The sequence below is a fragment of the Prevotella sp. P3-122 genome, from assembly GCF_002251365.1.
Taxonomy (GTDB): Bacteria; Bacteroidota; Bacteroidia; order Bacteroidales; family Bacteroidaceae; genus Prevotella.
Genome location: NZ_NPJH01000024.1, coordinates 170,486 through 195,050, shown reverse-complemented (window position 1 = coordinate 195,050; position 24,565 = coordinate 170,486). Strand labels below are relative to the sequence as shown.

The window sequence follows — 24,565 nt, the reverse complement described above, 5'->3', positions numbered from 1 at the left end:
GGAAAAGCGAGTTAAAACCACTTAAACATTCTTTTTTTTACCTGAATTTTATTACTTTTGCATCGTTAAACAGTAAAACTGAGAACATAATGGCAAAAGACATCAACAGGCTAAAGGTAGTTTTGGCAGAGAAGAAGAAGACAAACAAGTGGCTTGCAGAACAGTTGGGGAAAGACCCCGCCACTGTTTCAAAATGGTGTACCAACGCTTCCCAACCCTCTATTGAAACGCTTCTTGAAATAGCAAGGGTGCTTCAAGTGGATGTTAAGGACTTGCTCCAATCCACTGCCCAAGATCCTAATATGGTCTATGTGAAAATACCCAAAGGTGGTGTGTTAGTGTAATTACATCGTACAATCAAGGACAATAATGGCAAAGAAACAAAATAAGGCAGAGGCAAATGCCTCCAAAACCGAAGAAAAGAAGCCCAAGGCTAGGAAGACTGCCAAGAAGGCTGAGAAACAGCAGAATCTGGAAGACATTCTTTTTGAATGTCGGAACAAGTTGCGCGGCAATGCCAACATGACCACCAAGCGCGACATGCTGCTGACGCTGGTCTTCCTGCGTCTCATCTGCTCACGGTTCAACGAACAGAAAGAGAAAATCAAGAGCGATGTGCTGACTAATTTGGGCAAGGCAGAGGATGCGCTGTCGGCAGAGGAGCGTGACTTCGTGACTATGATGCAGGAAAACAAGTCATCATTTGAACAGGATGGTGTTTTCTATTTACAGGACGGCTACAACTGGGAGCAGCTTGTCACGTTGCCAGCCAGTGAACGAGCCATTGCCCTTGATAACGGCATCACCCAACTGATGGAAGCGGAGAAGAACCTGAAGAATGCCCTTCCTGCCAACCTCTTTGTCAATGCCCGTCTGGAACCGTCAGTGCTGAAGGGTGTCATGGATGACATCAACAAAATAGACCCACGCAACTTTAAGGACATCGACCTCATAGGTCGTGTGTATGAGTATTTCCTCCAGCAGTTTGCCGTCAATGCCACCAAGGAGGACGGAGAGTTTTATACGCCCCAGAGCATCGTGGAGCTGATAGCCCACCTTATCGAGCCATACGACGGCACCATCTACGACCCCTGCTGCGGCAGTGGCGGCATGTTCGTTCAGAGTGTGCGTCTCATCGAGGCGCATGGCGGCAATAAGCGCAATGTCAGTGTCTATGGCCAGGAGAGCGACCCTGATACCTACCGTCTGGCAAAGATGAACCTCGCCGCACGTGGCATCAGCTATCATTTGGGCGACAGCAATGCATCGTCATTCACCAACGACAAGCATCCCGACCTCCGTGCCAACTACATCATGGCCAATCCGCCTTTCAACCTCAAAGCATGGCGCACTGAGGAGCAGCTGACAAAGGACATCCGCTGGAGCGGTTATGGCTTACCCCCTGTGAGCAATGCCAACTATGCCTGGATTCTGCACATGCTCTATCACCTCGATACGGCGAACGGCATTGCAGGTTTCCTGCTGAGCAACGGTGCGTTAGAAGATGAAGACACACTGGCCATACGCGAGCAGCTGATACGTAACGATAAGGTGGAGGCTATCTTCATCCTGCCGCGTGAGATGTTCTATTCCACAGATACGAGCGTAACCCTTTGGATTCTGAATCAGAACAAGAAGGGTGGCATACGCAATGGCAGGCAGCTGCGCAACCGTGAGAACGAGGTGCTCTTTGTGGATTTGCGCACATGGAACCAAAACAACAGCACCATCAAGACCGACAAGTCGAAGAAGACATTCGTGGTGTTCAACGAGGAGCAAATTAAGACCATATGCAACATCTACCACGGTTGGCAGACCTATACCGAAATGGAGGCATACGACAAGCCCGAACTGTATCATGCTGCCTATATCGACGAGATCGAGGCGAATGGATGGAGCCTCACGCCAAGTAGGTATATCAAATTTGAGGATAAGTCTGTAATATTGCATAAGAAGAATATTATCAATAATACAATTTCTATTATAGATGATGTCCACAACAAAATGAGCGACCTTAATTATAAGTTCGAAACTATAAAGTCTGAGGTTTCAATTCTTGACGCCATTTCGAGCTATCCTCTGCATATTATTGGTGATTTTATTGAATTAGTAGATGAAAGAAATACTGGCAACAAACAAATTGAAGTCTGTGGAATAAATAAGACAAAGGCTTTTATGCCCACAGTTGCAGATTTAACCGGTGTGGATATTAGCAAATATAAAGTCGTCAAGAAAGGTTATTTTGCGTTTAGTGGTATGCAGACAGGACGTGATATATGTATTAGAATTGCGTTGTATAATGACATCAACCCGATACTGATTTCTCCTGCTTATACTACATTTAAGTTGAATACTAACAAAATATTACCTGAGTTCTTCCTGTTATTTTTCAAGAGGGACGAGATGGATAGATATGGATGGTTTATCAGCGATTCAAGTGTGCGAGCAAATTTGGATTGGCCTCGTTTCTTGGCAATTAGAATCCCCCTTCCCCCGATAGACGTTCAGCGAGCCATTGTCAACATCTACCACTGTGCTGAGGAGGCAAAGCGCATAGCGGAAGAGGCAGACCGGTTGAGCCGTGAAATCTGCCCTGCACTGATGCAACACATCATACATGAGGCGGACGATTGTGAACGCACGCGTTCACAATCTGCACGTGAGTCCGAGTAACGAAAAGATAAAACAATAACGAGCAATGAATAATAACATCCATAATAATATCGAATGCCCGGTTTGTCCAGCGTGCGGTTCCCGTAATATCCAGACGGAGGGCTTGCTTCATGTATGCCTGGATTGCGGAAATAAATGGGAAGATGCCCCCGATGGTGATTTGGGCGAAATGGTCATCTATCAGTCGGATGAGGGAGTAAGGCTTGATGTGCGACTTGAAAGCAACACAGTCTGGCTGAATCAAGACCAAATAGTCTCTTTGTTTAATAAGAGCAAATCAACAATCAGTGAGCATATTTCCAATATTTTCAAAGAAGGAGAATTGGACGAGCAAGTGGTTGTTCGGAAATTCCGAACAACCACTCAACATGGTGCCATAGAAGGGAAAACGCAGTCTAAGGAGGTGAAGTATTACAACCTTGATGTCATTATCTCTGTTGGTTATCGTGTCAAATCAATTCAAGGCACGCGCTTCAGGCAATGGGCCACACAACGGCTGCATGAGTATATCGTAAAAGGATTCACCATGGATGACGAACGGCTGAAAAACCTTGGCGGCGGCAGTTATTGGAAGGAACTGCTCGACCGCATCAGGGATATCCGTTCGTCGGAAAAGGTGCTTTATCGCCAGGTGCTTGATGTCTATGCCACCAGCGTTGACTATGACCCTCGGACGGAAGCCTCCCGCTTGTTTTTCAAGATTGTCCAGAACAAATTGCATTATGCAGCCCATGGCCATACCGCTGCCGAGGTCATTTACGAACGTGCCGATGCCGAGAAACCGTTTATGGGACTGATGTCCTTCAAGGGAGAACTGCCATGTTTGAATGACATAAAGATAGCCAAGAACTATTTGGATGAAAAAGAGATAAAGGTTCTCAACAACATCGTCTCCGGATATTTTGACTTTGCGGAAATCATGGCGTTGGAGCATAAGCCGGTCTATATGATGGACTATGTGAAGCAGCTTGATTCCATCCTGATGTCCACGGGTCGTCCTTTGCTTCAGGGGACAGGAAGCGTCAGCCATGAGGATGCTATGGAGAAGGCACTTGCCGAGTATCGAAAGTATCAAGTGAAGACGCTTTCGCCAGTAGAGCAGGCATATTTAGACAGTATCAAGATGCTTGGCAAGAAGGGGAAGAGAAACACGGGGAATAAGAAGTGAGAATCTGACAGTTAAAAACAGAATCATCATGGTCAACGTAAGGTATCACGAAAGCGAATACGAGGAGGTTTTCATACAGCGGCTCACCGAAGTGGGCTGGTCGTATATTCCTGGTTGCGAGTTGGCAGACAGGAGGATTACGGATGCCATCTATGAGCCAGACCTCATGGCGTATCTTCAGGCAAAGTATGGTGACAGAGGTCTGACGACACTGGACTACCAGCAGATGATTGCCAACCTGCGCAACACATCGGGAGTCAACGACTACCTCACGGCACGCGCCGTTCACAAGCTCGTATGCCATGATGGCTACGACTATCAGCCGTTGGACGGCAGCGAGGCGTTTAAGGTGAGGTATATCGACTTCGACGCTGACGACGTGGGGACTGCCCACATCTTCCGCTGCATCAACCAGTTTGAGATGGTGGAGGGTGAGGAGAACCGCCGTCCTGACATCGTGCTTATGGTGAACGGCATACCCTTGGCTGTCGTGGAACTGAAGAATCCCGCTGACCCCGAAGCCACCATCAGCACGGCTTGGGAACAGATTTGCGTGAGATACCGCCGCGACATACCCTCCATGATGAAATATGCTGCACTGACTATCATCAGTGACGGAGCCAATACCCGCATGGGCAGCCAGTTTACGCCCGAGGAATATTACTACGCATGGAAGAAGGTGGAGAACGAAGACCCCAACGGACGGGTGGGCATCGACGAGATGGAGATGCTCATCAAGGGAGCGTTGTCACCGGAAAGAATGCTGGAGATACTCCGCGACTATGTCTATTTTGCCGATGAGGCAGAGGCAAGCAAGGAGATAGAGATAGTATGCCGCTATCCCCAGTTCTTTGCCACCAGAATGCTCCGCGACCACATCTTCCGTTCGCTCCATTCACGGGGAGGCAACGGAAAGGGAGGTACCTACTTCGGTGCGACGGGATGCGGCAAGACGCATACGATGCTCTTCCTTGCCCGTCAACTGAAATGCCGCTACTCCACAGAGATGGACAACCCGACGATTATTGTCATCGTTGACCGCACAGACTTGGAAGACCAGAGCAGCAGATTGTTCTGCAATGCCAAGACCTACTTGGAAGATGAGAACGTGAAGGTGTTCGACAGTCGTGAGGATTTGCGCAAGGAACTGAAGGCGAACCTCGGCGGTGGTCTGTATGTGACCACCATACACAAATTTGCTGATGGCGAAGGCAGGCTCTCCGACCGCTCCAACATCATCTGTCTGAGCGACGAGGCACACCGCACGCAGGTGAGTCTTGGCAGCAACATGAGCATCCGCACCAAGGACGACAAGGTCAAGGATAGAAAAACATTGGCACCATCGGCAGAGCAGAAAGAGAAAGTCGGTGCCTTCTTTACGGAAACCTTTGCCCAGCAGTTGCACCGTGCCCTGCCTCATGCCACTTTCGTGGGATTTACCGGCACGCCCATTGAGGAGACCATACAGGTGTTCGGCAAGGAGGTGGACCGCTACACCATGGAGGAGGCGAAGAACGACAAGATTACCGTTCCCATTACCTACAACGCTCGACTGGCGCGTGTGTTCCTCAACAGCGAACAGGCGAAGAAGGTGGAGGAATATTACCGAAAGTGCGAGGCGGAAGGAGCTGCCGCCCAGGATGTGGACAAGAGTAAGGAAGACATGACACAGATGAACATCATCCTTGCCAATGAAGAACGACTGGAGCGTATGGCCAAAGACATCGTGGAGCACTATGAACAGCTCTGCGAACTCGCTCCCGAACTGGTGCAGAAAGCCATGGTGGTGAGCAACGACCGTCACATTGCCTTCAACCTCTACAAGAAAATGCTTGCCTTACGTCCTGAATGGGGCGAGAAGCGGAAAGCCATGGACGAAAGCCAGTTTACGGCAGAAGAACTGGACAACATGGACGCTGTGCAGCTGCTGAATGTGGTATGTACGCGCGACAAAAACAAGGACAGCAAGGAGGAATGGGACACCTTTGGCACGGATGCCCACAGAAAGACGCTGGAAGGCTGCTTCAAGGATGATAAGTCCAACTTCCAGATTGCCATCGTGGTGGACATGTGGATCACAGGCTTTGACGTGCCATGTCTGAAAGTGCTGTATAACGATAAACCGCTGTCGAAGCATACCCTCATACAGACCATCAGCCGTGTAAACCGACGGTACAAGACAAAGGACTGCGGACTGGTGGTGGATTACCTCGGTATCAGGGAGAACATGAAGCAGGCCATCAAAACTTATAACGGCGACTCCATAGACTTGTCGGATGAAGCCTCGGCATACGCCATATTCCAGAATGAACTGGACATACTCAAAGGACTGGTGCAGGGACTGGACTTCAATACTTTCTTCTCTGACAATGCCATGCAGCGACTTCAGTTCCTGCATAATGCAGCAGAATACATACTGAGCCATTCTGCAAAGGGAACAGCCAAGAATCCCTCCCTGAAGACAAAGTATCTGGGGCATGTCAAGAGAATGCGCAGTGCCTACAACATCGTCAAGAACGCACTGGACGCAAAGGGGCATCCACTGATACAGGACGAAGAGGCAAAGTGGGCACAGTGCATGATGGGAATAGCGGGCTTCCTCGGCAAGATGACCGACACGCAGCATAGCGTGCAGTCAATGAATCGCCATGTGGAACAGATGGTGAAGGAAGCCATCGGATGCAGCAGCGTGGAAATCGTATTGGAAAGAAACGGCGGCACGGAAGACATCTACAGCGAGGAATTCAAGGAGGAATTGGAGAAAGTGACCCTCCCCAACACCCGTTTTGAAATGCTTGTCAAACTGCTGAGGAGGAGTATCAAGGAATACGGCAAGACCAACCGCACCCGTGCTGAGGTGTATGACAAGTTGCTGCAACAGGTGATAGACCAATACAACAACCGTGAATACGCCAACGAGGTAGCCACATCTACCATCAGCCGCATCAGCGAGATGGTGGATGAGCGTGTCAATGCCCTCAGCGACCAGCTGATTGACATCATGCGGGAACTGGACGATGACAAGAAGAGCTTTGAGCGGCTCGGCATCTCCTTTGAGGAAAAGGCATTTTATGACATACTCGTCAAGATGCGCGACGAGAAAGGCTTTGAGTATTCCGACGAACGATGCAAGGAACTGGCGAAGAAAATCAAGCAACAGGTGGATGGTTCCACCGTATATGCCGACTTCCTGAACAACGTCAATCTGAAGAGCAAGTTGGACAATGACCTGAAAATACTCTTGTTCAAGAACGGTTATCCTCCGCAGTGGAACAACGAGACTGTCAACGGCGTGATGGAACAGGTGGTAAACTACAAGAGCAACCAAACTCCTGCAAGGCCCGGCAAGCCTTCTGCTCCAAAATATGTTCTGCCACAGGAAGAGAGAAATGTGGCAATGGTGGCCGAAGACATTCTTATCTACGGCAGTTTGGAGGTGCGCCTGAGAAACACCAAGAAATGTGACCTGCTTGCAGGTACTCTCGACCTTGTGCTGATGTATGCCATATCGCCGGCAGCGAGAGAGAAGACAGAGAAGGCAGGGCGCATAGCACTCGGCATCAAGGAGGCGAACCTTTCGGAGGAAGCCGTCAAGGCATATCAGAGCGTCAGATACATCATGTTCCATTATTGGAAGAACAGCGAGGCAAAGCCTTTTGCCCTCACTGCCCCGACACAGTTGGTAAGTCGTGCTGATGTTCCCGAAGGTTTCATGCTCAGACAGGAAAAAGAAGCCAAGCAGTTCCTGCTGATAGAATACGATCCGTCCGCAATGTCCGACATCGGAGCGTATGACATTCTGAAGGCTCAGCGTAGAGGCAGCAACCGCTACTTGCCTTTCGTGTGCAAGGTGGAGAACATTCAGGAATAGACCATGCAAGACCTCACCAAATCGCTTATTCTCCTGAACGGAGAGTTGAAGACATTGCAGATAGCATCCATCAGTAAGTTGGGTGCCAATGCTTTTCGTGTCTCTTTCAAGAACAATCCGAAGTCCTATACATATAGTGCAGACAAGGTGGTATGGCTCACCAATCCCCAATGGCTTGTACCAGAACTGTGCAAGGTGTATCGAGGTGGTCGCCTACAAACGGATGTCACGGAGATATGGCAGTTTGAAGCTGGACAGAATAATTATTGGCGAATCAAATACCGCAGCGGATATGAGGGAGAGTATGCTGAAGGACAGCTCAACGTAGTCAAGACCTGTTTGGACGAAGAAACATCAATGAACACCTATGCCTACCTCAAACAGGTGGCAGCCATCAATCCGCTTCGGAAAGAAGAGGACAAGGAGGGCATACTGTCGCAGATATACGAGAAGGTGGATTTCATTGATGACAAGACCGCAGCGGCTTGCTACATCAATCCCGACAAGCACAAGGTGAGGAAACTCAGCCACAAGGATTTGATATACCCGTTTGGCTGCAATGCCAGTCAGAAGAAAGCCGTGGCAGCAGCCTTCGAGCATCAGGTGAGCGTGGTGCAAGGTCCTCCGGGAACAGGAAAGACCCAGACCATCCTCAATGTCATTGCCAATATCGTGAGGAAAGGGGAAACGGTGCTTGTAGTGTCAAACAACAACTCTGCCATAACGAATGTGCAGGAGAAGTTGGAGAAATACGGTCTCGCATTCATCGTGGCACCGCTTGGCAGCAAGGAGAACAAGGAACTCTTCATCAGCCAACAGACATTGGTTCCTACGGAGGTCTCATCGTGGTCTTGTCCCATGCAGGATGGGATGAGAATGAAAAGTACGTTGCATGATACGCTCAGAAGTCTTGATAAGGTGTATGCGCTATTGAACGAGGATGCCATGCTGCGCCAGGAACAGCAAAGCGTTGATTTGGAATGGCGGCACTTTTGTATGGATAATGGCATTGATGAACATACACCGTTGGAGAGAAGGGTGCAGTCATCCCTTATCATAAGGCTATGGCTTCACTACCAGTCCAAGGCAGACGGAACACTCATTGCCCCCGATGGACTTTGGTCAAGGATAACGGAGGGATTGAAATCGCTTTGGATGCGTATGATATGCCGATACAGGCTGAGGCTGCCAGGCAAGTTTGAACAGTCAGACATGAAGCCGTTGGTCATAGAACTTCAGACTCTTTATTATCTCAACCGACGCATAGAGATAGAAGAACGCTTAGAGACTATCAGGCAGGAACTATCCACCTACGATGCTGACCTGCTGACGAAGACCTTGACAGATACTTCCATGACACTGTTCAAAGCCTCTCTCCATGGCAGATATGCCAAAAAGGAAAGCGTCCTCTTCAAGGACACCAAGGACATGAAAGCTCACGGCGAGGATTTCCTGAAACGCTACCCCGTAGTGCTGAGCACCACCTTCTCTGCCCGTTCGTGCGTCTTTGGTGACAAGCCATACGACTACATCATCATGGACGAAGCTTCACAGGTGTCGATAGAGACTGGTGCCTTGGCTCTTACTTGTGCAAACAATGCCGTGATAGTCGGCGATGCGCTCCAACTGCCTAATGTGGTGACGGATGAAGACCGGACCAAACTGACTGCCATCATGGAGCAATACCATATCCCAGAGGGGTATGACTGTGCCAAGAACAGTTTCTTGGAGTCCGTCCGTACTGTCATCAGGAATGTGCCCGAGACCATGCTCCGTGAACACTACCGATGCCATCCTCGCATCATCAATTTCTGCAATCAGAAGTTCTATGGAGGCAATTTGCTCATCATGACCCACGACCATGGTGAGGAGGATGTGCTTTGTGCCTTTCTTACCCGAAAGGGCAACCATGCCACGGCACAGTATAACCAGCGTGAGATAGATGTAGTGCGTGAGGAAGTACTTCCCTCACTGAGGGAGTATGACGACATAGGCATAGTAACGCCATACAACAATCAGGTCAAACAAATCCACAGTCAGATGCCAGAATTGGATGCCGCCACTGTACACAAGTTTCAAGGTCGGGAAAAGGATGCCATCATCATGAGTGTGGTAGATAACCAGATTACTCCATTTGCCGATGATGCCAACATTCTGAATGTGGCTGTCTCGCGTGCCAAGAAGAAGTTCTGCCTTGTGATGACAGGCAACGAACAGGAGAACCACGGCAACATCATGGACTTGCTTGACTACATCCATTACAACAACTGCACCGTCACCGACAGCAAGATAGCCTCCATCTTCGACTATCTCTATGAGCAATATACGGCAGAGCGAATGACCATGCTCGAACGTTTGCCGCAAATCTCGGAGTATGCCTCAGAGAACATGACCTATCATCTAATCAACGACATACTCACCTCTGACAGCCGTTTCTCCAGCCTGAAAGTGCTTTGCCACATACCGCTCCGACAGATTATCAAGGACACATCCCTTATGTCGCAGGAGGAACTGGCATACGCAGGCAACTACAACACCCATGTCGATTTCCTCGTCATCAACAGCATCAGCAAAAAGCCTGTGCTTGCCATTGAGACAGACGGCTATTCCTTCCACAACGATGCGACGGAACAGCATCAACGTGACAAAATGAAAGACCACATCTTTGCCCTCTATTCCCTTCCATTGCTACGGCTGTCAACAAAAGGGAGCGGTGAAGGGGAGAGAATCATTGAACAACTAACTAATTGTGTTTATTAAAAATAATAATGTATATGGATATACAGATGTCATACATAGTTGCTCCTTGTCTCGGAGGACTCATAGGTTACATAACGAATGATATTGCCATACGCATGCTGTTCCATCCGCACAAGGCGAAATATATCATGGGATGGCACGTGCCGTTTACTCCGGGCATCATCCCCAAGGAGAAGGGACGCATAGCGGAGGCTATTGGTGGGGTGATAAGCGAAAACCTTATGAATAAGGAGGTGCTGGAGAAATACCTATTGTCTGAAGATATGATAGGGAAGCTCCGTGACGCAGTGATGGATTTTATCGACACGCAAAAACGGAATAGAGAGACAGTCCGTGAATTCTTGCGACATTATCTGTCAGAAGAAGAGATTGCCGCTATATCCAACAGTATCAATGAGAGTATCACGAAACAGACTTATAGCAAACTGTCAGACTCTTCCGTGGGAGATAAGGTGGCACATATTGCCATCGACCATTTGGCTAACAAGTTCAGCATCGATGGTGCTCAGGAACTGCTTTCGGGTATCAGTGGAGCTATAGGTGGCATAAAAGGCATGGCGGCAGGATTGTTTGGTGGCAGCATCGTTGCCAAGTTCTTGGGACTTTTGCGGGAGCCTGCAGAGCATTTCCTTGCCAAGCATATCAATGACATGCTGAAAAACAACGGAGCAGAAATCGTGTCCAATATGATAGACGGAGAGGTGGACAGTTTCTTGACTACCCCTGTCTGTAAATTACTCAAAGGTCACGATGAGCAACTGAACCAAGCCGTGAATACCACAGAGTCCATCTACCGCACTGTTATCAGCGAACACCTTCCACGAATTCTTGAATCCATCGACATCAGCAAGATCGTTCGTGAGCGCATCAACGAGATGGATGTCAAGGAAACAGAGAAACTCATATTTCAGGTGATGGACAAGGAGCTGAAAGCCATCGTGTGGTTGGGAGCCTTGCTTGGTCTGATTATGGGAAGCCTGAACACCCTCTTTCAAGTCCTCCAATAAAGTATGTGCAGATACTTGGCCAAAGATGTGCACATACTTTGCCATTTATCTGTACATACCTGCCCATGGTATTACTAACTTTCCATATCAGTATATCTTCTCTGCGGGATGAAGTATATCTTCTCTGAAAAACGAGTTTTTAAGTGTGCGGCTTTCGGGCTATTGACAACCGTCGAGTAAATGGCGTGTTTTATGACTATTTAGTGCTATACAGTGATTATCGAGCCGATATTTGGTATTATCTGGCGCATTTACATACACAAAAAATCGGTATTTTGGTAATTTTCTTGGTTAATTTCCGTTAATTTTAAGATTTTTGAAGATTTTCTTTTCAGTTGTTATCACGTAATTGGGAAATAATTACTACCTTTGCATTTGAACAAACTATGCTTTTGCGACTAGTTGTAGTAGTAAACCTTTGCTTTCTGCATCAAGGAGCAGCATATTAAAATTGTTGTGACAGATTGAAGGATGATAACAACATACTGTGTTTGCGACCCATAAAAACGATAAACAGGGTCAATAGCATGGGACTGATATATAACGATGGCGAGATGCCACCTTGACGCGATGAGAAAATATGCACGGAGACAACTTTCGGGTATGTCTTTTTCGTACATATAATCGACGTTCATTTGTTGGAGTCAGTTTCAGCAGCAGATGGAGTTTTAGACCTTCCTGTCGGTATTGATTATTTAAAACGATACGTAAAGATGGACACATTGCCTAATGTGAACACCCGACGAGGCGGGAATAAAACCTCTCACGCTGGACTTACCTCCAACGTCTCCCCCAAAGTTCAAAGCCCAGAGGCAGAGAACTCCCATACAGGGGTCACCTCGGACTTTGTGTCTAAGGAAAATCACGAGTGGTTTGTACTTCGTATCTTGTACGGACACACCAAGGATGTTGTTGATGCTTTCAAGAAGGCAGATATACTGTACTATATCCCCAAGCGTTATCAGAAAGTAGAAATAGCTGGGAAGAAGAGGCTGCGTAAGGAGTCTCTCCTTCCCGGTCTTGTTTTTGCCTATATGACCCGTGAGCGGACTCACGACTTTGTCAAGCAGCCAGCCAAGACAGCAGGTTTCTTGAAATACTATACCGACAAGACAAAGCCCATTGAGCCAGACACCCAGCTCAATCCACCTATAACTATCCCTGATGACAGGATGAAGTCATTCATAAACGTTGTGGAAACAAAGAATGAACATATCTTGGCCACATCGAAAGACCGTTGCCATTTCAAGAGCGGTGATTATTTCAAAGTTGTGTGTGGCGACTTCAAGGGCGTTGTCGGTCAGGTTGTGAGAGCTGCAGGTCAGCAACGCATCGCTGTAGAGTTGAACGGCATCGGATATGTGCTTACAGCCTATATTCCCAGTGATTTTATGGAGAAAATTGAAGATGACTTGATAGAACAGGGATAGTTGCCCACTCCTCTACAGTGTTGAAGGAATAATATTCATACGAAAAAGACAGCATTATGATACACAACAAACAGATACTCACAGGTCTCGACCATAGTCAGTACGAGCACCCATTAGACAGAGCCGCCTTGGAGAAACTGGAAAGCATCCCGTTCCTTACCACGGCTTGCAAATGGGTGACATCCAACTTCATCGAGCGAGTGTATAACATTCAATATACGGGTAGTAACCTGAAGGTCACGAAGGACAACTATCCCAAGATATACGAGTATCTTGTGGAAGCATGTCGCATTCTCGACCTGCAGCAAGTTCCTGAACTGTATATCACTTGGGGCTATGACATCAACGCCTGTACCATTGGAGCTGAGAATCCTATAATAGTTCTCAACTCTGGTTTGATAGATCTTTGTGATGATGACGAGATACTCTTCATTATAGGCCACGAGGTCGGACACATCAAGTCGCAGCACATGTTGTATCACCTTATGGCACAAGTAATTAACTGGGGAATAGATACAATCCCCGGTGGAAGTCTGGTTGCCAGCGGCTTGCAGTTCGCCCTCTACTATTGGAGCCGAATGTCGGAGTTCACAGCCGACCGTGCCGGTCTGATGTGCTGTCAGGACACCGATGCCATGACACGAGCCTTCATTAAGATGGCAGGTCTCCCCATCAAGGAGTTCAACAACATCCGTCCAGAGACCTTCATCCAACAGGCACGCGACTTCAAGATGCTCGATTATGAGGGAATGAATAAAGTAGTCAAGTTTCTCTCAATCGCCGACGAGACCCATCCTTGGACAGTGATGCGCTCGGCCGAGCTGTTGAAGTGGATTGACAGCGGAGAATATGGACGTTTCGTAACACGCCGTTATATCAGATAGCCCATGAGAAAGAGATTGCACAATATCGACTTCTCTTCTGTCATGCATCCCGATGACAAGAAGAAGGTGGAATGGCTAAACAGTCTGAAGGTGCCCTACCTGTCAAAGTGGGACTTCATATGTGAGATAGCCAAGCACCCGCTTGACCATGACCTGAAGACGTGGTACGAGATATTCAAGGCAGATGTGGAGTACTATACCTTCAAGGATTTCCTCGCTGCCACCACCAGCAAATATCAGGAGGCATACAACGAGGTAGAAAACCAAGGTGAAGGTATAAACATTACAGCCGAAAGCCTGCCGCAGATGTATGCACAGCTCACCGAAGCCTGTGCTATACTTGGCATTGAAGATATTCCTGCCTACTCCACCGATTGGTATTACGGACCTTACCATTTCTCCAATGGCGAGAAGCACCGCCGTATCGTCATGATGTCGGGCAGTGCCGACCTTTTCACCGAGGGGGAAATGATGTTCACACTTGGACATGAACTGGGTCATTTTGCTGCGGGTCACAAACCGTACCATATGCTCATCATGTCGTTCTACTTGCCTTTCATGTCAGATCCGACTTTCAAGGCATGGGCTTCGCTTGTCAAACTCCCTCTGTTTGAATGGTATCGCAAGTCCGACTATACAGCCGACCGCATTGGTCTGCTCTGCTGTCAGGACATCAATGTAGCACTCAGTACGATGATTAAGAAAGCCGGACTTCCGAGGAAGTATTACGACCAGATAAACATTGACGGCTTCATCCAACAGGCGCGAGACTTTAATGAGAACTACACTGACACGCTCAATGTCATAGTAAAGAACCTAACAATCCGTTCCGCTGAGTTCCCTTGGTTGGTTGACCGTGCCGCCAAGCTCCTCGACTGGTACGAGCATGGGAATTATAATCAGATAGTAAACAGTTAAAATATAGCATTGTATGAATACACAGACCTTTGCACTTCCTGCAAACGATAATATCCTTGCCGTTCTCAACTTCAACAAGATTGCTAATGACCTGAAGAGAGAAGCCGTCAAGGCTATGGGCATGGCAGCCTGTCAAGCCCGTTGCCTCAGTTGCGGACATTGCTCAGCTCAACGATGCGGTAACAGATAAGCAAAGATGAACATCACGACGCTCCATAATAACAGCTATTCTTATCTACGGCAGACCAACGAAATCGTTCAGGGTGTCGTAGATGACAGCCGTTATGCCTGGACGTTTACGCCTCCGAGTGAATTTTCCTCGATGCCAGAGGTCTATATGTTCATCATTGCCACGACAGAGCAATGCAATCTCCGCTGCACCTATTGCTGTTACTCAGGCGAGTATAAGGGCAACCATAGCCACAACAGCCGGACACTATGTGAGGGCGACATTCAAGCCATCTACGACTTCATCGACAAGACGGCAAACACAAAGCCTATACGCATTTCGTTCTATGGAGGCGAGCCTCTCGTTAACTATCCTCTAGTTCAGTATGCCATACAAGCAGGACAGCAACGATGGGAAGACGATGTGACCTTCTCTGTTTCCACCAATGGCACGCTGTTGACAGAAGAACGCATTGATTGGTTGGTAAACAATGGTGTGGAACTTGCCATCTCCATTGACGGCACACAGCCATTCCACGATGCACACAGAGTGGATGCCAAAGGCAATGGCTCATACACCAAGGTACGGAATGCTTTGGCGTATCTGCATAGCAACACATTCAATCAGTACCCTAAGGTCGTATTGATGATGACATTGCCATCAGTTTCAATGCTGATACCCATTGCGCAAGCATGGCATGAAGACGAGGTGTTGCAGCATTATGCACCCACCCACATCAGCGGATTGACCCCAAACTTCTTACAAGGAGTAGCAAAAGAAGATTGGGAAACGCTGAAGACACAATACATCCAGCTTCTCGATGCTTACGAGCAGCATCCCGAATGGTCGGTACTTCAGACATTCTTTGATGAGATTGTCGCTTATTGGAAGAACAGACCAGTGTTTGAAGTCTCGGAAAGCACACCTCTCTCCACCTGTATGCCCGTCAACACCAAACTGTACATTGATGCCAATCTCCAGTTGGCGGTATGTGAGAAGTTCAACGACCGCTTCCGCATTGGTAGCATCAACGTTGGCATTGACTGGCAGAAAGCCAATGAGATGATCAAGGAGTATTACCGCAAGCGTGAGAACCGATGTACCTATTGTCCGGCAGTCAGAATGTGCAATATGTGCCTGACCTCTATCGAATACACAGATGACCTATGGGACTTCCTTTGCCACAACGAAAGGCTCTACCATCAGTTACACATGTTCCTGTTCTGCGAAATGGCAGAGCGCGGTATGCTCACAAAGCCATCCGTCCCCACATTGCAGTCTGATCATATCACGCTGAATGAAATAGGAGAAAACGACATCTCTGCACTGAGAATCATATTCTCAGATGCAGATACCCAACGATACCTGCCTGATCTCTGTGACATTGCCCAAACAGACGACGACATCAAACAGATACTGATGTCCTTCCATACTTATCTGTCAAAGAACGAAGGCATCCTTTGGGGAATCAGGAAGCACGACACCCTTATCGGTTTCGTTGCCACAATAGACTTGTCAACCAATCCCACCATCTTCTTCGCCATGCACCCCAAGTACAGAAATCAAGGTTACATGCAAGAAAGCGTGAGATTGGCCACTCAATATATATGTGACACAAAGCTCACCAACGAACTTCATACCGAAGTGGATTTGAATAACATTGCTTCTCAAAAGGTGTTGGAACGTTGTGGGTATAAAGTCAAGGAAGAACAGACGCTCAGCTTCTTGTACTTCTATCAGAACAATAACACTGAGTTACAAACTTCCTGAATACAGATGTGAAGATGACAGTGTAAATAAGTGTGCATAATTGTAATACAAATCAAAAACGCTTAATTTTGCATCAGAAATAAGAAAAATCAAGATAATATATGAGTACATTTATTTTTCATGCACATGACATAAGAGGCGCAAGCGGTTCTATGTTGGTTAGAGGACGGTTGTTGTCTGGTTTTATTAAGCCAAGGCAATCGGTTAGACTATTAGGGAAAAATGGTGGTGATAATATTGCGTCTGTAATAAGTTTCAATAAATCTCAAAACGGATTTGATGTCCTAGTACTGGATGCATTTTATAATGATAATCCTTATTATTGTAATGGATTATGGGTTGTTGGCATTAATTCTGGAGAATTTACCTTTATCGTTAACGATATTTTTGAAATAGCTGGACGGGGTACTGTTGTAACAGGTGAGGTGTCGTCAGGAAATGTCAAAGTTGGTGACACACTCTCTTTGTTGACTCATAACGGTAGAAATACACCTGTCGTGGTTTCTGGTATTGAGTTTTTTAGACAGTTAGTTGACGAAGCTAAAAAAGGAGATAATGTGGGGATTCTTTTAAGAGGTATCAAGAAGACTGATATCAATATCAGCGATATGTTATGTACACCTCAAACTGTCATCACACCCATATATGTTGATAATGTGCAAAATGTGACGAATTCAGCTTCTTTAGGGAAGAAGAAAGCATTATTAATTGGAAATTGCGATTATAAGCCCACAAAATTGAAAAATTGCATAAATGATGCTAATGCTCTTGGAGAGAAACTGAAGGCAATGGGGTTTGATATCAAAATAATACGTAACGCGACAAAGAGAGAAATTGACGAAGGTCTGAATGATTTTTGTCGTATGTCACACAATGCAGAAGTGGGCTATGTGTTTTATTCGGGTCACGGATTACAATACAATGGTGAAAACTATCTAGTACCTATTGATGCCGACTTAAATTCGCCTTCAGATATTGACTACAATTGTAACAAAGCATCGTATATTCTATCAAAACTTGAAGACGCTAATTGTAATCTGAAAGTCTTGGTTTTAGATGCTTGTAGAGTCAATCCTTTTACACGTAGTTGGTATAAAGGTGATTCTTATAAAGGTCTTGGGGTAATGAATGGACCTAAGGGTACAATTATTGCTTACGCAACCAGTCCAAACGAGGTCGCTTATGACAGAACTGACAGTATCGCATCTAATAGTCCTTATACTATTGGACTTTTGAAGATGTTGGAAATAAAGGATATCGATATAGTTTCCTATTTCAATAAGGTTTCTTCGTATGTTTATGAAATAACAAAAATGCAGCAAAATCCATGGTTCGCGTGTAGTGCTTTGACAGGTGAATTCCGTTTTTCACAAAAATCTTTTGCAGAAACAGATTGCAATAAACAAAGTGAAACCAATCGTGTCAATATGACTTCAAAATATGACATGTATTTGATAGACTGTGGTCCAGCAAAATTACTTGTCGCTAAAGTTCTTATGGAAAAACTTGGGTTAAATATTCCAGAAGCAAAACGCCTTGTTGACAACACCCCAGTATTAATCGCAAGCAAAATTGATAGATATTCTACGGAAATATTAAAAGATTCACTTGAAGAGTATCAAGCTGTGATTGAAATCAGAGAATCTATATAAAAGAAATTGTTAAATAAAATAATTATATATTATGCCTATAGCAGATACAATATCATCAATAGTTGCCAACAGACAAAATGAAATTGCTCATAAATACAATTCATGCTGGCAAGGTGTAGAGAAAATTATCACATTTGCAGAGAAGCTAAATACAGTAATTAAAAGTGATAATTGGAAGATCCTACTGAGGAATTACCCTGAGTTTAAAGCAGAATGGGAAGAAATCAAGGATGATGTCATAGAGTATATTAAGTCGGTTCGTCAAAATGTTGGTGTACTCAATGACAAGACCTATGAGCCTAAAGGTTATTTTGAAGCCATAGCAAATAAGATAGCAAAGGATGAAATTGAAGTATGTATAACTGGACCTGTAAGTACCGGGAAAAGTGTATTTCTAAGAGCCCTTACAGGAGCTCCTGAGACTGTCATACCTTCTGGTAAAGGTAAAACAACTGCTGCTAGAACCATCTTTTGTAATTCCAACGATAAAAGTGCTATTATAAAATTCTTATCTACTGAAGAATTTAATAAGATTATTAATGAATATGTTCTGCAACTCAACAAAGAGCTTCAAAGGCAAAATAAGTCACAATTTCCTTTGTGGGATTTCTCAAAATGCACTTTGAGGGAGTTCTGTACAAAGATAAAAGCTCACTCATCATACAACTCTCATAATTTTGGAAAGTCAACAATTAGCGGAGTTGATACGATTGTGACTGCAGATAAATATTTTGAGACTTTTACATTCTATATTGACAATTGTTCTCATTATGCATCTTATCTTGACCATGTAGATGAGCCGTTAACCGAATCCCAAATCAATGAAGGTAAATTAGTTCCTTATGTAAGTTACAAGAAAAGTACAGATTACACGGGGGAACCCTATTGTCGTGCCTTAGCAGTACGTGAAGCAATTGTAAACTGGCCTCTTAGAACAGTGAATGATGAGGATTTAGGCTCAATTAGGTTAGTTGATACAATGGGGATTGGCGAGGCAAAGTTTTGTGTCGAGGAAGATTTGCTTAAAATAGTCAGAGAGCATGCTGACCTCGCTGTTGCATTATGTCGTATTTTGTCTGATAATGACAATGCCGAGAATATTAATAATTCTTGTTTTATTAAAGTCTTGTCGAAAATCAGAGATCGCAAAATGGAAGACTGGGTTTACTACCTATGTAATAAGGAAGACAATGCTCACATTACAGATGATACAGTTGAGTCTTTCCAAAAACAGATTTGGAAGGAAATGCAAGGCAATGCAGATCATTTTATATTAAATGAGGATTACTGGGATTCTATTAATTTCATTGAAAAAGGACGTGAGAATTCTACAGCAATAGTAGATTATTTTGTCAATGTAGTTTTGGGCAATTTGGAAAACAACATTTCTAACGTTGACAATTATTTCTTAGTGAAACTTCAAGAAGAATATGAAAATTGCATCAATGGACAAAACAAAATCCTAAAGAGCTTGAAATCATGTCTTAATGTATTACCTTCATTCTCAGATATAGACAAAACAAAGAAAATTGACGAACAGGTTGATACTATTATTACAGAATTGAATCAAAGACTGAAGGATTTTAGAGCAGAACTCTTTGAAAAAGATGCCATTCTCTGTAAACAGATAATAAATTCTGTTAGACCGATTCTAAAAGACCCTGAAGTTTTCAGTGTATATGGTATTAAGGATGTTCAGTATCATGTTAAAGCAGCGTTCGACAATCTGTTCAAGAATGCATTATTGGCCATTAATGAGCTTATCATTTCGTCAGAATCACTTGACATCAAATGGATTGATATCAAAAAAGAGGTCATTAATAAAGCTGTTGTAAATTCCAATTTGGATAAATCCACTGCAGAGAAAAGAATAGAACAAGCAGGAAGTTTTTTTGAAGATTACTTAAATAAGAGTTGTCAAGCAATTGCTACAAATATCAAACGCATTAAGACTAACCTTAATGTTGATGACCCGAAACACTCATGCAACTATACAGGAAGAGAACTTGAGTTTTTTATTCATACTAGAGAACAACTATACGAGGCTATATGGGATAAAATGTCCTTGGCATCTGAGCAAGTTGGAATAACAGACAAAGATGTTACAGATGTTAAAGAGTCTTTGTGTGTAGTTGTAAGGGATATAATGAAAAAGCATAATATTTTTGTTACATCAGAAGAAAAACCAATTACGTGGATGCAGGACTTTACAAATCAGATTCAATCAGACGCATTTGGTTCAGCCATTCAGGATTTTTTAGATTCTGTTATAGACCTTCCATCAATCGTTGATGACCAAACAGGCAAGGAACTAAGGAGGAATCTTCTTAACGTCTCACTAATATATACAGACGAGTTTACTGCAGCAAAGAGTATATGGAATTCTCTTTGTATGTTAGATATTATTCTTCGCAATGATCTCTTACACAAATATGAGAAAACATTCCAAGAATACAATGTTTATGTTAATCTAGTTACTCCATTATTTGACAATGTTTTCTGTACAGACCAAAATGATTATGGCAAATTTATGTCTGAACCGTACAAAGAATTCAAGGCTTATATCAAGAATGTTGTAACAGAGAACTATGAGAAAGAAGATACTGCGAAATGCGCAGATGTAGCACATTTATTCAGAGAACTTTGTAAACAATAAGTTATTATGGAACAAGATATTTTTGAGGAATGGGGAGAAGAAGCAAACACCTCTTCTACAACAGCGAATAACACAAATAACAGTTCGCAATCGAACCCCAATAATAGTAATAACAATGGTGATAGAAAAAACAGGGATATGCCACCTCATCAAGACTCCGATCTTGGTGAGGCTCCTGACTATCCTGCTATCTATTTTGTCTATAACTATGAAACGCAAAAACTCGAAGTACGTGACAGACGCGGAAAGATAAAGCAGGAAATACCTATTTTGACAATTAACGGTACTAACGGTGAAAGTGCATATACTTTATGGCTAAAAGACCATCAAGGTTCTATCGTTGATTTCATGGAGTCTCTAAAAGGGGCTAATGGGAAGAATGGGAAAAATGCCTATGAGGAATGGAAGGAATGGCAAGGACCTGATGCGGATGTTTCTCTTGAGGCATATTGGAATTATTTTAAAGGCGAAAACGGGAAAAGTGCTTTCGAATTATGGAAAGAAGTACATGGGGAGAAAGTTGGTTCTACTCCTGATGACTTCTTTGAATACCTCAAAGGACAGAATGGAAAGGATGCCTTTGAAGTATGGCAGGATCTTGGTTACAAAAATAGCACTCGCGAAGATTTCTTTAAGTGGATTGCCAGCCTTGTGAAGACCCAAAAAGGTGAGGATGGTAAGGTATTCTATCCCCACTTTGATGGGTTTACCATATATTTCACAGAGGACTTAGAAGGCAAAGGTACTCACATAGCCGAAAAGGATATTCGTGGCAAAGATGGTCGTACATTTGAACCTGTATTTAATGGTACAGAGTTGCATTTTGATGATAAAGAAGGGCATAAAACTGATCCTGTTGATTTGAGAGGTAAGGATGCTTTTGAATTATGGAAGGAGTATCATCATAAGCCAGATGCTAAGTACGAAGAGTTTGAGGAATACTTCAAAGGACAAAATGTCACTGCAAAACATTCCTATCTAAATATCAAAGATTTCACATGTCCTGTCCAGACTATTGATACAGATCTTATTGCCAATGTCCTTGACTCTGGAACAAGTCCTGATAAACTAGTCCAGTTAAGGCAAGAAGACATTGATAAACTTCGTAATGAAGGGAATAAGCGAAGAGAAATTATAATTAAAGGAGTTAAAGTACCCTATTTTTTCTTGAACGGTTCTTATATATATGAGAACTGGGCTGGATGGTTTAAGGAATTCTCTTGGTGGTGTGCAGGTGCTGACCGAGGTTTGCTCCGAATGTGCCCTGGAGACCATTCTAAATATACCGGTATTGGTACAGTTATTCTTTTTACTGCACTAATGGCCTGGTTCTCTAGTTTCATTGCAATGCTTTTAGTGTTAGGGGTTAGAGATGAGTATCTACTTTCGCTTGATATTGAAAAAACATCTGCGGCAGCAGGCTTTGCAACTTTTTGGGGGCTGATGATTTTCTTTCTTGATAGGTTTATTACCAATACTATGTATTCAGATGGAAAGGTTTCTATCAGTAAAGATGAATTTTTCGGAGGCTTACCTCGTATCCTTATTGCAATCTTTTTGGGCATAGTAATTTCTGCCCCTCTAGAGTTACGAATCTTTAAAACTTCTATTGAACAACAAATTGTTGTAGATAGACAGAAAGAAACAGAAGTGTTTGAGATAGATTGTAGAAGAAAGGCATATTTGAGCCTTAGTAATCATATTCATAATTTAAAAAATACTATTGACAGGGATTCTGTTTCCATCGAAAAGTTTGAAACAGAATTATCAAAACTAAAAGATGACTATCCAAAGCAGAGTGATTATAAAACAAACAGGAACAATTACAATGGTGATGGTAATGGCAATTGGGTTTTTGCAGGACAGACAGAGGTTAATGATGTTAAAGCTTACAATGAAGCTATTAAAATCTGGAATGAAAAACATCCGGAATACAATAATACGAACAAACTAAAAATAGCACTACGAGATAAAAGAGAAAAAGACAAGCTAAAACTTGACTCTTTAACTAAGAATTTAAATGATACAATCACAAAAATCGTAAAACACGAATCTGAAAAATTTGTCTGCAAACAAGATACGGGTTTGTTAAGACGATTATCTACATTGCATAGTTTAGCGATGAATGGTTATGTACCATTGTTCTCTTCCGAACAGACAAATATTGATTCCACTACAGTGAATGTTTATACAGATTCTTTATCCACCACTTCTGCGGCTCTTAACATATTTAAACAATCGAACTATGAATTATTTGACTGGGGACTGAAAATATCATTGTCCTTAATCTGTTTTGTAATACTATTTTTTGTATTCGGCGCTAGATTGTCTATGGAGAAAAAAAATTTGTTTATAATATCAGCAGCTTTTATAGTAGGTATTTTTGTAGGATGTAACTATGAGTTAATACATAGTCTGCTATATTACTTATCTACACCTATAGGTTTAATCATGTTACTTTTTATTCTCATAGATATTTCTCCTGTACTATATAAGATGATGCTAGCAGATGGCGTATATGACAATTATCTACATCAAGAGAAACTCCTTGCTCAGGATAAAATACGATTGAGTCTTGCAAGGATGTTGAGAAACATCGAGAAGGGAGAACTTAAATCACTCTCACCATTCATTATGGGAAAAATGTATCGAAAACTTATGAAATTCTCAACTTCTAAAGATGGTTTGTATAATGGTCAAGACAAAGACTACAAACAACATATTCAGTGGGAAAATGCTGGTGGGCTTAATGATGACATTAAGAAAACAAATAAAGAAGTGTTTGATGTTGTTTTGGATTACAAGAAACGCATTATACTCGCTTCTTATGCAGCATGGTATAGAGATATGAGAGATGCCATGATTGGTAAGAAAGATGACGAGGAAGGAAGTAAGATTACTCCTAATGCGCAGCTACACGAGAAAGATACTCAACAAGAGCATACAGATAATAATGAAGAGGCAAAAAACGATAGTGAAACTCAGCAAAATGATGGAACAAACAATGGTTCTGAGTCATCCTCTCAAGAAAATTCATCTGACGAGAAATGAAGATTGAAAAAAAACATATAATAGAAGGTGCTACAGCAATTAGCATTTGGATATTTCCATGGTTAATTGTCTTGATAATTATCTCCTTTTATCAAGAGCAGATATATTTGGAGCCATTCATGAAGAATGGTTCCAAATACCTGATACTATTTTTATGTACATTTTATATTATTTCTTCAATATTCTCATTTATGGGTTTTGTCCTACCGATATTTAAAGGCAAAGATTTGTCTGCATTGTTTTTTATTGACAGGCCTCAATATAAAGAGCATTTTTCATCTAATGGTCGAAGATTGCTGGATAAGGCAAAAGATGACAAGATACTACTTTCTGCATCAATAATTACTATTAGGGATTTCCTAAATCAATATTATGAAATGTCAATGAGGTATCTTTTAGTCAAATATATTCCGTCTTTGGGACAGTTGCGGAAATATCCTTATGAATCACTTTGTATGATGCTAAACGCACAAAAGGAGATTCAAGGGTTAGACACTGATAAGTACTATAACTTCGATTTGATTATTAAAACGTGTCTTAAAGAGGAATAAATAAT

At 43.6% G+C, this 24,565-nt stretch carries 15 protein-coding genes; all 15 read left to right on the top strand.

Annotated elements, in window-relative coordinates:
* The first annotated feature begins 89 nt into the window (after positions 1-89).
* Complete coding sequence (locus tag CIL02_RS04940) at positions 90-344, top strand: helix-turn-helix transcriptional regulator (RefSeq protein ID WP_094399633.1); 255 nt, start codon at positions 90-92, stop codon at positions 342-344.
* A gap of 25 nt (positions 345-369) precedes the next feature.
* The gene (locus CIL02_RS04935; RefSeq protein WP_094399537.1) at positions 370-2,673 is read left to right on the top strand and encodes an N-6 DNA methylase; all 2,304 of its coding nucleotides are present in this window, start codon (positions 370-372) and stop codon (positions 2,671-2,673) included.
* A 169-nt stretch (positions 2,674-2,842) separates the two neighbouring features.
* Positions 2,843-3,841 carry a virulence RhuM family protein gene (locus CIL02_RS04930; RefSeq protein WP_094399535.1) on the top strand — a complete coding sequence of 333 codons (999 nt, stop codon included), beginning with the start codon at positions 2,843-2,845 and terminating at the stop codon, positions 3,839-3,841.
* A gap of 28 nt (positions 3,842-3,869) precedes the next feature.
* Complete coding sequence (locus tag CIL02_RS04925) at positions 3,870-7,712, top strand: type I restriction endonuclease subunit R (protein WP_094399533.1); 3,843 nt, start codon at positions 3,870-3,872, stop codon at positions 7,710-7,712.
* A 3-nt stretch (positions 7,713-7,715) separates the two neighbouring features.
* Complete coding sequence (locus CIL02_RS04920; protein WP_094399531.1) at positions 7,716-10,472, top strand: AAA domain-containing protein; 2,757 nt, start codon at positions 7,716-7,718, stop codon at positions 10,470-10,472.
* A gap of 14 nt (positions 10,473-10,486) precedes the next feature.
* Positions 10,487-11,479: a DUF445 domain-containing protein gene (locus CIL02_RS04915; protein WP_158215498.1), complete on the top strand. Its 993-nt coding sequence runs from the start codon at positions 10,487-10,489 to the stop codon at positions 11,477-11,479.
* 713 nt (positions 11,480-12,192) lie between these two features.
* Positions 12,193-12,909: a UpxY family transcription antiterminator gene (locus CIL02_RS04910; RefSeq protein ID WP_094399527.1), complete on the top strand. Its 717-nt coding sequence runs from the start codon at positions 12,193-12,195 to the stop codon at positions 12,907-12,909.
* 56 nt (positions 12,910-12,965) lie between these two features.
* A complete protein-coding gene (locus tag CIL02_RS04905) occupies positions 12,966-13,793 on the top strand; it encodes a M48 family metallopeptidase (RefSeq protein WP_094399525.1) in 828 nt (275 codons plus the stop codon).
* A gap of 3 nt (positions 13,794-13,796) precedes the next feature.
* On the top strand, positions 13,797-14,711 hold the full coding sequence (locus tag CIL02_RS04900) for a M48 family metallopeptidase (RefSeq protein ID WP_094399523.1): 915 nt from the start codon (positions 13,797-13,799) through the stop codon (positions 14,709-14,711).
* A 13-nt stretch (positions 14,712-14,724) separates the two neighbouring features.
* Positions 14,725-14,901 (top strand): hypothetical protein, encoded by a 177-nt coding sequence (locus tag CIL02_RS16265; protein ID WP_170935015.1) that lies wholly within the window; start codon positions 14,725-14,727, stop codon positions 14,899-14,901.
* Between the two features lie 6 nt (positions 14,902-14,907).
* Positions 14,908-16,650 carry a GNAT family N-acetyltransferase gene (locus CIL02_RS04895; RefSeq protein WP_094399521.1) on the top strand — a complete coding sequence of 581 codons (1,743 nt, stop codon included), beginning with the start codon at positions 14,908-14,910 and terminating at the stop codon, positions 16,648-16,650.
* A 101-nt stretch (positions 16,651-16,751) separates the two neighbouring features.
* On the top strand, positions 16,752-18,302 hold the full coding sequence (locus tag CIL02_RS04890) for a ribosomal protein L7/L12 (RefSeq protein WP_094399519.1): 1,551 nt from the start codon (positions 16,752-16,754) through the stop codon (positions 18,300-18,302).
* Positions 18,303-18,333: 31 nt separating this feature from the next.
* Positions 18,334-20,958: a hypothetical protein gene (locus CIL02_RS04885; protein WP_094399517.1), complete on the top strand. Its 2,625-nt coding sequence runs from the start codon at positions 18,334-18,336 to the stop codon at positions 20,956-20,958.
* 6 nt (positions 20,959-20,964) lie between these two features.
* On the top strand, positions 20,965-24,009 hold the full coding sequence (locus CIL02_RS04880; protein ID WP_094399515.1) for a DUF4407 domain-containing protein: 3,045 nt from the start codon (positions 20,965-20,967) through the stop codon (positions 24,007-24,009).
* Positions 24,006-24,560 carry a hypothetical protein gene (locus tag CIL02_RS04875; RefSeq protein WP_094399513.1) on the top strand — a complete coding sequence of 185 codons (555 nt, stop codon included), beginning with the start codon at positions 24,006-24,008 and terminating at the stop codon, positions 24,558-24,560. Before CIL02_RS04880 ends, CIL02_RS04875 begins: the two co-directional genes overlap by 4 nt.
* Positions 24,561-24,565: the final 5 nt, after the last annotated feature.